This is a genomic window from Herbaspirillum sp. NPDC101397, assembly GCF_044767325.1.
GTDB lineage: Bacteria > Pseudomonadota > Gammaproteobacteria > Burkholderiales > Burkholderiaceae_D > Herbaspirillum.
Genome location: NZ_JBIWNS010000011.1, coordinates 67,318 through 78,678 on the forward strand (window position 1 = coordinate 67,318; position 11,361 = coordinate 78,678).

General features: G+C 60.5%; 11 protein-coding genes. 9 read left to right on the plus strand and 2 right to left on the minus strand.

What is annotated here, in order from left to right; translation table 11 throughout:
- Positions 1 to 4 precede the first annotated feature (4 nt).
- The 9 genes from cysE (at position 5) to ACIROW_RS22635 (ending at position 8,816) form a co-directional block, all read left to right on the plus strand.
- Entirely contained in the window at positions 5 to 853 is an 849-nt protein-coding gene (gene cysE, locus ACIROW_RS22595; protein ID WP_402279083.1) for a serine O-acetyltransferase, read from the plus strand.
- Positions 854 to 959: 106 nt separating this feature from the next.
- Positions 960 to 1,868, plus strand: a complete 909-nt coding sequence (locus ACIROW_RS22600) for an amino acid ABC transporter substrate-binding protein (RefSeq protein ID WP_402279085.1) — start codon at positions 960 to 962, stop codon at positions 1,866 to 1,868.
- Between the two features lie 132 nt (positions 1,869 to 2,000).
- Positions 2,001 to 2,693 (plus strand): amino acid ABC transporter permease, encoded by a 693-nt coding sequence (locus ACIROW_RS22605; RefSeq protein ID WP_402279088.1) that lies wholly within the window; start codon positions 2,001 to 2,003, stop codon positions 2,691 to 2,693.
- A 1-nt stretch (position 2,694) separates the two neighbouring features.
- On the plus strand, positions 2,695 to 3,378 hold the full coding sequence (locus ACIROW_RS22610) for an amino acid ABC transporter permease (RefSeq protein ID WP_402279091.1): 684 nt from the start codon (positions 2,695 to 2,697) through the stop codon (positions 3,376 to 3,378).
- A gap of 63 nt (positions 3,379 to 3,441) precedes the next feature.
- The gene (locus tag ACIROW_RS22615) at positions 3,442 to 4,179 is read left to right on the plus strand and encodes an amino acid ABC transporter ATP-binding protein (RefSeq protein WP_402279093.1); all 738 of its coding nucleotides are present in this window, start codon (positions 3,442 to 3,444) and stop codon (positions 4,177 to 4,179) included.
- Between the two features lie 37 nt (positions 4,180 to 4,216).
- Positions 4,217 to 5,002, plus strand: coding sequence for an SDR family oxidoreductase (locus ACIROW_RS22620; RefSeq protein ID WP_402279096.1), 786 nt, complete (start codon positions 4,217 to 4,219; stop codon positions 5,000 to 5,002).
- An 18-nt stretch (positions 5,003 to 5,020) separates the two neighbouring features.
- Positions 5,021 to 5,737 (plus strand): ribonuclease activity regulator RraA, encoded by a 717-nt coding sequence (locus tag ACIROW_RS22625; protein WP_402279098.1) that lies wholly within the window; start codon positions 5,021 to 5,023, stop codon positions 5,735 to 5,737.
- Positions 5,738 to 5,829: 92 nt separating this feature from the next.
- Entirely contained in the window at positions 5,830 to 7,470 is a 1,641-nt protein-coding gene (locus ACIROW_RS22630; RefSeq protein ID WP_402279101.1) for a methyl-accepting chemotaxis protein, read from the plus strand.
- A 68-nt stretch (positions 7,471 to 7,538) separates the two neighbouring features.
- Positions 7,539 to 8,816: a cation:dicarboxylate symporter family transporter gene (locus ACIROW_RS22635; RefSeq protein WP_402279103.1), complete on the plus strand. Its 1,278-nt coding sequence runs from the start codon at positions 7,539 to 7,541 to the stop codon at positions 8,814 to 8,816.
- A 421-nt stretch (positions 8,817 to 9,237) separates the two neighbouring features.
- On the opposite strand, the gene ACIROW_RS22640 is transcribed toward ACIROW_RS22635, so the two are convergent.
- Both ACIROW_RS22640 and ACIROW_RS22645 read right to left on the minus strand, forming a co-directional pair.
- Complete coding sequence (locus ACIROW_RS22640; RefSeq protein ID WP_402279106.1) at positions 9,238 to 10,281, minus strand: DMT family transporter; 1,044 nt, start codon at positions 10,279 to 10,281, stop codon at positions 9,238 to 9,240.
- A gap of 149 nt (positions 10,282 to 10,430) precedes the next feature.
- Positions 10,431 to 11,333, minus strand: a complete 903-nt coding sequence (locus ACIROW_RS22645) for a LysR family transcriptional regulator (RefSeq protein ID WP_402279108.1) — start codon at positions 11,331 to 11,333, stop codon at positions 10,431 to 10,433.
- Between the last annotated feature and the right edge of the window lie 28 nt (positions 11,334 to 11,361).

The window sequence follows — 11,361 nt, forward strand, 5'->3', positions numbered from 1 at the left end:
GCCGATGAATGCCGACTTTCGTCCGCGCCCATATGGCGGCGATGCTGCGTCGATGGCGCCGCGCCTGTGGCATGAAGCGGATGCACTGGCCCTGCGCGAACCCCTGCTCGCGCAGATGTGCCGCAGCGCCGTGGGCGACGACGCCGGCATGGCGACCCTAGCCGACATCCTGGCGCGCGTGCTGGCGCGACGGTTGTCGGGGCCGGACATCGCGACGTCGGCGCTCGAAGAATTATTCCGTCACGTCTACAGCGTGGCGCAAGCCTTGCCGGAATGGGCGGCGCTCGACATCGAGGCTGTGCTGCGGCGCGATCCGGCGACCGAATCGGCCTTGTCGGTCGTGCTGTATCAAAAAGGATTTCAGGCGATCCAGTTGCATCGCGTCACGCACGTCTTGTGGGAGGAAGGGCGCAAGGACCTGGCTTTGTACCTGCAGAGTCTCGGCAGCCGCGTGCTGGGCGTCGATATCCATCCTGCGTGCCACATCGGTCACGGCGTCATGTTCGACCACGCCACGGGAATCGTGATCGGCGAAACCACGGTGATCGGCAACGGCGTATCCGTCATGCAAGGCGTCACGCTCGGCGGCACCGGCAAGATGAAAGGCGATCGCCATCCAAAGATAGGCGAAGGAGTGCTGATCGGCGCCGGCGCAGTTTTGCTGGGCAATATCACTGTCGGCGCGCACGCCAAGGTAGGTGCCGGCAGTGTAGTTCTGATTGACGTGGCGCCGCAGACCACCGTCGCCGGCGTGCCGGCGCAAGAGGTCAGCGCAGCGACGTTGAAGCAGCCGGCCGAAGAAATGGATCAGTCCTTATCCGACGGCGCAACGAAGCGACAACCCGGCAGATGACGATCCGGGCAGCAGCAGATTCAGGCAGCAATACCGCAACAGGCAGCACGCAAGCTCAGCGCGTTCGCTGAGCACATCCGTCACCACCAATCAGGGGAGTTCTACAGTGAAAAAGCAACTACTTGTAATGACCGTCGCCGCAGCTGCATGCGCCTGTACGTCATCGGTATTCGCCCAGGCCGGCGATACGCTGTCGCGCATCAAGGCGAGCGGCACGATCACCATGGGCGTGCGCGAATCGACGGCGATGTCGTATTCGCTGGGCGACGGCAAGTACACCGGCTTTCATTACGACGTGTGCGCCAACATCATCAAGGATCTGCAAAAGCAACTGAACCTGCCCAAGCTGGAAACACGCTATCAGCCGGTGACCTCGCAAAACCGTATCCCGCTGGTGCAGAACGGCACCGTCGATCTCGAATGCGGCGCCACTACCAATAACGCCTCGCGTCAGCGCGAAGTCTCGTTCGCGGTCACTACCTACGTGGAAGAAGTGCGCATGGCGGTCAAGGCCAACTCGGGCATCAACTCGATCCGTGATCTCAAGGGCAAGACCGTCGTCACCACTACCGGCACCACCTCGGTTCAACTGTTGCGCAAGAACGAACGCGCCAACGGCATTGAATTCCGCGAGCTGCAGGGCAAGGACCATGCCGACAGTTTCCTGCTGCTGGAATCGGGTCGCGCCGACGCTTACGTGATCGATGCCTCCACGCTGGCCGCCTTCATCGCCAAGGCGAAAGCGCCGAAGGACTTCAAGATCGTCGGCGAGGTGCTCAGCGTGGAACCGATCGCCATCATGCTGCGCAAGGATGATCCGGCTTTCAAGAAAGCCGTGGATGACAGTCTCAGGGCGCAGTTCAAATCCGGCGAAGTGGCGCGCCTGTACGACAAGTGGTTCATGAAGCCGATCCCGCCAGCCAATGTCGTGGTCAATCTGCCCCCCTCCGATGCCACCAAGGACGCCTGGGCGCATCCCAACGACAAGCCAACCGAAGACTACATGAAGAAATAAGCGGGATGCACCGGTACGACTTTCGTGCCTGGTCGGGCGCAGCTACCCACCGGAAGCAGCGTCCGACGCTCCGGATTGACGACAGACTTCAATGAGAATCAGCAAGTGAACACATTCGACTGGCAAGTTTTTATGCAAGACCCCGGCGGCAAGCACGCCACCTATCTGGAATGGATGATCTATTCCTGGGGCTGGACGCTCGAGGTCGCCATGCTGGCGCTGGTAGTGGCGATTCTGATCGGCTTCATCGTCGGCACCGCACGCACCTTGCCGAACAATGCGTTGGCTGTCCGGCTGGGCAACGGCTGGGTTGAGTTGTTTCGCAACATTCCTTTGCTGGTGCAGATTTTCATCTGGTATCACGTCGTGCCGGCGCTGATACCTTGGATGAAAGATGTGCCGGGCTTCGTGCTGGTGGTGATCGCGCTTGGTCTGTTTACCTCGGCGCGCATCGCCGAGCAGGTACGGTCCGGCGTTCTGGCGTTGCCCCGTGGTCAGCGCTACGCCGGCATGGCGCTCGGCCTGACCACGGCGCAGTGCTATCGCTACGTGCTGTTGCCGATGGCGTTTCGCATCATCATCCCGCCGCTCACCAGCGAGACCATGAACATTATCAAGAATTCCTCCGTCGCCTTTGCGGTGTCGGTAACTGAATTGACGATGTTCGCCATGCAGGCGCAGGAAGAGACCTCGCGCGGCATCGAAATTTATTTCGGCGTGACCGTGCTGTACATCGTTTCCGCGTTCGGCATCAACCGCGTCATGGCCTTCGTCGAACGCCGCCTGCGCATTCCCGGCTTTAGCTTCAGCGGCGGAGGACAGTGACATGCATCTCGATTTTTCCTTTTACAGCTGGGACCTGATCCGCGGTTTCGTGCTGGGTGGCCTGTGGTTTAGCGTCAAACTCACCCTAGTGGCGACCGTCGGCGGGATCATGGTCGGCACGCTGCTGGCACTGATTCGCCTGTCGGGCATTAGGGCATTGGCTTCGCCCGCCACGGCCTACGTCAACGGCATGCGCAGCGTGCCGGCAGTGATGGTGATCCTGTGGTTCTTCCTGCTGGTGCCGTCGGGTTTTTATCAGTACTTTCCGGGCGGGGCCACGCATCGCGCCGAGTATTCGGCCTACATCACGTTCATCGCCTTCGAAGCCGCCTACTTCAGCGAAATCATGCGCGCCGGCATCCAGTCGATCCAACGCGGCCAGGTCTACGCCGGCATGGCGCTGGGCATGACCTACGGTCAGAACATGCGTCTCGTGATCCTGCCGCAAGCACTGCGCAACATGCTTCCGGTGCTGCTGACGCAAGTGATCATTCTGTTCCAGGACACCTCGCTGGTGTACGCGATCGGCGCCTACGACATGCTCAAGGGATTCGAAACCGCAGGCTCCAACTACAGCCGTCCGATCGAGGCATATCTGCTGGCTGCGGTCGTGTATTTCGTCATCTGCTTCGTGTTCTCGAAGTCGGTGAAAAAACTGAACAACAAGATCGCCATCATCCGCTGACCTCCGGATACCGGATCTGCGCAAGACAGGCGAACCAAAGAAGTTACAGGAGACATTTGCATCGTGATTGAGTTGAACAACGTATCAAAATGGTACGGCGCCACGCAGGTGCTGACCAATTGCAGCGCCCGCATTCAAAGCGGCGAAGTGGTTGTCGTGTGCGGTCCATCCGGCTCCGGCAAGTCGACGCTGATCAAGACGATTAACGCGTTGGAGCCGTTTCAGGAAGGTGAAATCCATGTCGACGGCGCAGCCCTGCACGATCCGCGCACCAATTTGCCGAAGCTGCGCAGCAAGGTCGGCATGGTGTTCCAGCATTTCGAGCTGTTTCCTCATTTGTCGGTGACCGAAAATCTTGTCATCGCGCAGATCAAGGTGCTGGGCCGCAATGCCGAGGATGCCCGTCAACGCGGACTGAAAATGCTCGAACGCGTCGGCTTGCTGGCGCACAAGGAAAAATTTCCCGGCCAACTGTCGGGCGGTCAGCAACAGCGCGTGGCGATTGCACGCGCCTTGTCGATGGATCCTATCGTCATGCTGTTCGATGAGCCAACCTCGGCGCTGGACCCAGAAATGGTCGGTGAAGTGCTCGACGTCATGGTCGGCCTGGCGCACGAGGGCATGACCATGATGTGCGTCACGCATGAAATGGGTTTTGCGCGCAAGGTCAGCAACCGCGTCATCTTCATGGATGTTGGCGGCAAGATTCTGGAGGACTGCAGCAAGGAAGAATTCTTCAACAACCCGACAGCGCGCCAGCCGCGTTCGCGGGATTTCCTGGACAAGATTCTGCAGCATTGAAGCACGGTTTTTTTAAGATAATTTAAGGAGCAACAGCATGAATTTCGGAGTCAAAGGGCGCATCGCGCTCGTCCTGGGCGCGGGTGGTGGACTGGGCAGCGCAATCGCCAAAACCCTGGCCGCAGAAGGCGCGAACATCGCACTGGCCGATCTCGATCCAAAGGCGCTGGAACCGATTGCGGCGGAACTTGCTGCCGCCGGCGTCAACTGCATCTCGTTGCAATGGGATCTGGCCGACGCCGCTGCAATTGAAAGCAACATTGCCGCCATTGAGGCGAAGCTCGGTCCCGTCGACATTCTCATCAACAATACCGGCGGCCCGCCGCCGACGCCTGCGGCCGGTCAGAGCGCGGCGCTGTGGCAAAAGAGTTTCGAGTCCATGGTGTTGTCGGTGATCCAGATTACCGATCGTGTCTTGCCGGGCATGCGCACGCGCGGCTGGGGGCGTATCGTGACCAGCACTTCCTCGGGCGTGGTGGCGCCGATCGCCAACCTCGGTATTTCCAATGCACTGCGCCTGTCGCTGGTGGGCTGGTCCAAGACGCTGGCGCGCGAAGTCGCCGCCGACGGTGTGACGGCCAATATCGTGTTGCCCGGACGCATCGCCACTGCGCGCATCAGTTTCCTCGATCAGGCCAAGGCCGCGCGCGAGAATCGCCCGGTTGCCGAGGTTACTGCTGAAAGCACCGGCACGATTCCCATGAAGCGCTACGGCACGCCGCAGGAATACGCCAACACGGTCGCCTTCCTCGCCAGCGATCTGGCTTCCTATATCACCGGATCGGTCATCCGCGTCGATGGCGGCCTGATCGCCAGCATCTGAAACCAAATGGACACGATCATGGAAAATGTTCCGATTCCGGCGACGCTGTCGCCCGCCATCGTGCAGACTCTCTGCCAGCTGACCACCGCCACTATCAGCACGGTGCTTTTCAAGAAAGGCCTGCGCAACGTCTGGCTGCGCGGCGCCATGCCATTGATGGCCGGCCAGCCGCGGGTTGCAGGTCGCGCTTTCACGATGCGCTTCATACCGATGCGTGAAGATCTTGCCAATCCGCAGGCTTGGTCGTCCCCGCGCTCGACGCGTGTAGCGATAGAACAGATGCCCGCCGGTTGCGTCGCCGTGGTCGATGCAATGGGTGTCACCGACGCCGGCATCCTGGGTGACATCCTGTGCGCGCGCATGCGCTATCGCGGCGTTCTGGGGCTGGTGACGGACGGCGTGGTGCGTGATATTTCCGGCGTACGGTCCAGCGGCTTGCCAGTTTGGGCGCGCGGCACAGCGGCGCCGGCGGCGGTTGCCAGCCTGACTTTCGTCAACTGGCAGGAGCCGGTCGCCTGTGGCGGCGTCGCAGTGTTTCCGGGCGACGTCGTGGTGGTTGATGAAGACGGCGCCATCGTCATCCCCGACGCCTATCTCGACGAAGTTCTCAGCGCCGGTCCTGAACAGGAGAAGCTCGAGGCCTGGGTGCTCTCCAAGGTGGAGGCGGGCGAAGCTTTGCCGGGCCTGTATCCGCCCAACGAAGCGAATCAGGCGCGCTACAAGAACGGCGAATAGCCGTCCGCGCAAATCTCCAATATGCGTTGACGCCGGCCGCATGCAGCATGGCCGGCGGAGCGACTGCGCAATCGTATTCTTGAGGGGGGGACATGTCGGACGTATTGGTGCATGAAATGCCGGCTATCGAAGCGACGGCAACTCCCGCGCGAGCCGGACGCAGGAGATCCTGGAATGACGTTACGGTTTCGTTCAAGCTGACGGTGTCGATGTTTGCACTATTGGCCGCCATGCTGGGCGTGGCGGCGCTACTGCAATTCCTGTTCATCCGGGTGGCCGAGAGCGGCATTGACGATGTCAAGCGCTACGACCGCAACATCGTGCTGGCGGTGCAATGGCTGGGCACAGCGCAATTGTGGACGGAAAGAATGGTGGTTGGCCTCAACACGGTCGATGCCGATCTGATGCTGCACTATGAAGAATCGGTCAAGGCCGGCATGACGGCTATTCGCAAGCTGCGCGGGGAATTCTCCAACGCAGCCTTGAGCGGCCCCGCTCTTGGGCATTTGCAGGCCATCGACGCGCAGCAGGCGCGCCTGATCCGGCTCCACGCCGACGCAACTGCTTTGGCCAACAAAGGTGATCTGATTGGCCTGCAAAAATTGATCGCCAACAGCTTTCAGCCGGGCATCGACGGTTACATCAGAGCGCTCAACACCTTCGCGCGCGATCAGGAGGAAGAGCGCGATCGCGCCGTGGACGCCGTGCAGGAGAAGCGCGATCGCATGATGCTGGCCGGGCTGGCCTGTGCGGGCGGGCTGTTCATCATCGCCGGCTTTATCGTGCTGGGCATCGTGCGTTCGATCACGCGACCGCTTGCGCATGCGATCAACGTGGCGGAATGCATCGGCGCCGGAAAGCTCTCGCAATCCATCGATACCCAGCGGGGCGACGAGTTCGGCCGGCTCTTGCAGGCGCTGGCGAACATGGCGACATCTCTGCACGATGTCGTCACGGAAGTGCAGCACGGCATTGATGCCATCTCTTCTGCATCCGCCGAGATCGCTTCCGGCAATCAGGAGCTGTCGTCGCGCACTGAGCAGACCGCCGCAAGCCTGGAGCAAACCGCGTCCAGCATGGAGGAACTGACGTCTACCGTCAGGCTGTCTTCGGAAAAGGCGGTCAGCGCCAATGCATTTGCGGCCACTTCGACGGTCTCGGCCAAAAACACCAGCGCGATCGTGCGCAAGGCGGTGGCGAGCATGGAGAAGATTTCGATTTCGTCGGGAGAGATCGCCAACATCATCGGCGTCATTGACGGACTGGCGTTCCAGACCAACATCCTCGCTCTCAATGCCGCCGTGGAAGCGGCGCGAGCAGGCGCGCAGGGGCGTGGATTCGCCGTGGTCGCCGGGGAGGTACGTACGCTCGCGCAACGCAGCGCGCAAGCCGCGCGCGAGATCGCGGCGCTGGTGAATACCTCGGTGGCTTCAGTCCACGATGGCGTGCGCCATGTCGATGAGGCTGGCAAAGCGATCACCACCATCGTCGACAGTATCCACAACATGAGCGTACTGATGAGCGAGATCACCAATGCCGCCGGCGAGCAGAATAAAGGTCTGGATCAGATCAATGAGGCGGTTTCGCATCTGGATCAGATGACGCAGATGAACATGGGACTGGTGCAGGAATCGGCAGTAGCATCCGAAGCGCTCCGGCATCAGGCCGACCGACTGTCGGATGTGATCCGGCTGTTCGACGTCGGCGCTGCCGACAACGGAAGAACGAAGTAAAAATTCTGAAAAATGGACGAAAGCGCTTGTGGCAATCACTGCGCTCACACAAAAGAGAGATAGACCCAATGAACGCTACGTCCCAAAAGAAAGCCTGGTATCGCCGCTTAGGCATGCAAGTGCTGTTGTCGCTGGCGCTCGGCATAACGACAGGTTTGCTGGCATCTGGTTTTGCCTCGCAACTGAAAATCCTCGGTGACATTTTTCTGTCCCTGATCAAGGCCGGCGTGGCGCCACTGGTGTTCCTGACCATTGTGCATGGCATTGCTTCGGCAGGCGACATCAACAGCGCCGGTCGCGTTGGTTGGCGCGCCATCGTCTACTTCGAGGTCGTGTCGACGCTGGCGCTGGTCATCGGCCTGGCGGCTGCCAATCTGCTCCAGCTTGGCAGCCACATGAGTCACCTCAACGTCGCTGCCGTGCCGCCCGCTTTCGCAAAGGCAGAAAGTCAGGGATTTTTCGCCTTTGTCATGCACGTCGTGCCGGATAACTTTGTCGCCGCGTTCGCCAAGGGAGACTTGCTGCAAGTCGTGTTGCTGGCGGTGATGGTGGGCATCGGAATTCTGGCAATCCCGATAGCGCGCCGCGAAAAAATCAACAGCGGCCTCGAAATGGTTTCCGAGGTATTGTTTTCGTTCATCAATCTGGTGATGAAATTGGCGCCCATAGGCACGTTTGGCGCGATGGCCTATGCCGTCGGCAGCAACGGAATCACCGTGCTGATCGCGCTGGCGCAACTGGTGCTGAGCTTCTACGGCGTGATCCTGCTGTTCCTCGCGCTGGTGTTGGGAACGCTTTGCAAGCTGGCTGGCTTCAGCCTGTGGCGGTTCCTGCGTTACATCAAGGATGAGATTTTCATCGTGCTCGGAACGGCGTCTTCCGAAAGCGTCCTGCCGCGCCTGCTGGTGAAGTTGGAACAACTCGGCTGCGCCAAGCAAACGGTCGGACTGGTGCTGCCGGCGGGATATGCGTTCAATCTCGACGGCACTTCGATCTTCATGTCGATGGGCTTGCTGTTCATCGCCAACGCCTTCGGCATCCCTCTTACTCTGCAACAGCAGGCCGGCATGCTGGCGCTCATGCTGCTGACTTCAAAAGGAGCCGCCACGGTGGCGGGTGGATCTTTCGTGGTGTTTGCCGCCACCGTCACGTCGACCGGCATTTTGCCGCTCGAAGGATTGGCGGTTATCTTCGGCGTCTATCGGTTCATGTCTTTTGGAATCGCTCCCTGCAACACGATTGGCAATAGCGTAGCGACGGTCGTGGTGGCGAAATGGTCGGGCACGTTCGACGCCGACAAGGCCTGGAGACATCTTTATCCCGAACGGTATTCCATTGAAAGTTAGCAGCTGTACGGCGCCCATGCTGCTGATGAATCACCGCTCCTCATCTGGTCGCGTGTTGCGGGAATGCCGGACTTACCTTCTCTCCTCTTGGTGGCGGCAGATATTGCCATGTATCGCCGCCACTTTTTTTGACTCAATCGGTCAGCCCGGGCTTCCGATGCGGAGCTCTTGGCTATCTGAATTTTCAGACCGACCTCGGCTCATCGCTGGAAATGGCCGTCATCCGTCGGCGTCCGGGAAAAGCGATCCCTTCTTGGGGGAATGGCGTGCATCATGGCCAAGTACAGCCTGGAGTGCAACGAACTCTGAATGTATGTTCCCGAACTAAAAAAGCTACAGCGTTTCGATCCCTCGTTCCAGACACTTCAATTCCGGAAATAGTTGTGAATGTTCAATCCTGGCCGGGCGCGGTCCTCCAGGTTCAATGCGTATGCTGATGATGCGAATCAGGAAAGTGCGCGTGCGTGTGCTCGATCCTGGAATGCCGGTGCACATGCCGATGCGGCTCACCCGGCAGGACCGCGGAGTCATGCGCATGCTGATGATGCTCATCGTGCAGGTGTTCATGCTCATGTTCCGTTTCATCATGGATATGCGCATGCTCGTGCGTCTCCGAGAGATGAAGCCAGATACCGAGCGCCATCAACAGCCCGGCAACGATCAGCGGCGTGGTCAGGGGTTCGCCCAATATCAGCGCCAGCAGCGCGCCAAAAAAAGGCGCGATGGAAAAATAGGCGCCCGTGCGCGCGGTTCCGAGATGGCGCAGCGCCACGACAAACAGAGCAAGGCTGACCCCGTAAGCCAGAAAGCCGAGCGTCATCGCTGCGACCACAACTGCTGGGGAAGGCAAGCTGGCTCCCATCAGCAGCGCAAGTACCAGATTCGTACAGCCGGAGAAGAGACCCTTCACCGACGCGACCCATGACGCATCGTTGAGAGATACTTTGCGAGTCAGGTTGTTGTCCACGGCCCATGCCAGGCAAGCGCCAAGAATCGCCAACGAAGGCCACAGCGCCGACAAGTCGGCGCTGTCGGGCCAGCTGAGAACGACTGCCCCAAAGATGATGGACAGCATGCCCAGGGCAATGCGCCGGTCAAAATTCTCCTTGAAGACAAACCAGGCGAGCAGCGCGGTAAACACGCCCTCCGCATTCAACAGCAAGGACGCTCCCGAGGCAGGCATGGAGGTCAAGCCGGTCATCAGCAACACGGGCGCGACAACGCCGCCGGAAATGATCGCGCCGGCAAACCAGAGTCGCTCCTCGCGCGGCAAGCTTACTTTTTCCGCGCCTGTGATTTTCCGATAGACGGCAAGGCCGATGCCGGAGCCAAGATAGAACAAACCGGCCAGCAACCAGGGAGATGCGTTGGCCAGGATCAATTTGGCGAGGGGAGTCGCTGCGCCAAAAAGGAGGGCGGCCAGCAGTGCCGCCTTGACCCCGCGTGACATCGAATGAGATTGCATGGCGATTCCTGTGCGGAATAGAACAGGAAGTCATTGTACCGGCTTGCCTTGGCCAATCAGCGAATGACGCCTCTGCAGGCGACGGTGATTGATTCACGATCCGGATGGGTCGACTCTGCCAGCTTCTCCGCTGCTTGCTTCACTTGCAATCACTTGCGCGCTTTGCGCCTGCGTCCATCCCTGGCGCGAAACACGTCTTCGGCGTGTTTCAAAAACAAGCCGGCAAGGTGCGAGTGCGGACGATGCGCACCCCAGATGAAGCCGATCCGGCGCACCGGCGCGTGGCTCGGCAGGGGCACCCGCGCGATCGACAGGCCGCCCGACCACAGCGCCGACCAGTCGGGCAGCAGCGATACGCCGAGCCCGTGGTCGACCATGACCGCAATTGACATCAGGCCGTTGATCTCGAGCCGCTGATGCGGACGAATGCCGTGGTCGCGCAGATAGCGATCGGCCAGCTGGCCGCCCCAGACCGTGCGGTCGTAGCGGATGAACGGTTCATTGCGCAGCAGCTCGTGCGGATCGCGACCGGCCATGCCGACCGGCGCCACCACCACCAGCGGTTCATCCATCAGGGGACGCCACTCGCAGGTTTTGGGAATCGCGAACTGCGGCTCGACCACCACCGCCGCATCCAGCTCTCCCGCCGCCACCATGCGGCACAGCTCGACCGAGCCGTTGGACACCACCGACACCGACAGATCGGGATGATCCGCATACAGCTTGCGCAGGACCGGCGGCAGCACGGTGGTCAGGGCCGAGACGAAGGTGCCCAGGCGCAACTCGCCGATCGGCATTTCCTTGATGGCCATCGCGCGCAGATCACGTTCTTCGCGCAACATGCTGCGCGCGCTGTCGAGGATGTTCAGGCCGGCTGCCGTCGGCTTCACGGAACGGCCGGAGCGTTTGAGCAGCGGCGTGCCCAGTTCTTCCTCGAGCGCCCTGACGCGCGCGGCCAACGCCGCCGAGGTCAGGTCCAGGCGGCGCGCCGCCTCGGCGATCGAACCGCACTCCACGGTGGCGACAAAGCTTTGTATGTAGCGGATGTCCATCGGACGATACTAAAAAATATCTTCTTTT

Bases quoted from the DNA above. Each gene is read 5' to 3' on its own strand.
- cysE (WP_402279083.1), top strand. From the start codon at position 5: ATGAATGCCGACTTTCGTCCGCGCCCATATGGCGGCGATGCTGCGTCG.
- ACIROW_RS22625 (WP_402279098.1), top strand. From the start codon at position 5,021: ATGGAAAATGTTCCGATTCCGGCGACGCTGTCGCCCGCCATCGTGCAG.
- ACIROW_RS22635 (WP_402279103.1), top strand. From the start codon at position 7,539: ATGAACGCTACGTCCCAAAAGAAAGCCTGGTATCGCCGCTTAGGCATG.
- ACIROW_RS22645 (WP_402279108.1), bottom strand. From the start codon at position 11,333: ATGGACATCCGCTACATACAAAGCTTTGTCGCCACCGTGGAGTGCGGT.
- ACIROW_RS22605 (WP_402279088.1), top strand. From the start codon at position 2,001: ATGCAAGACCCCGGCGGCAAGCACGCCACCTATCTGGAATGGATGATC.
- ACIROW_RS22620 (WP_402279096.1), top strand. From the start codon at position 4,217: ATGAATTTCGGAGTCAAAGGGCGCATCGCGCTCGTCCTGGGCGCGGGT.
- ACIROW_RS22630 (WP_402279101.1), top strand. From the start codon at position 5,830: ATGTCGGACGTATTGGTGCATGAAATGCCGGCTATCGAAGCGACGGCA.
- ACIROW_RS22640 (WP_402279106.1), bottom strand. From the start codon at position 10,281: ATGCAATCTCATTCGATGTCACGCGGGGTCAAGGCGGCACTGCTGGCC.
- ACIROW_RS22610 (WP_402279091.1), top strand. From the start codon at position 2,695: ATGCATCTCGATTTTTCCTTTTACAGCTGGGACCTGATCCGCGGTTTC.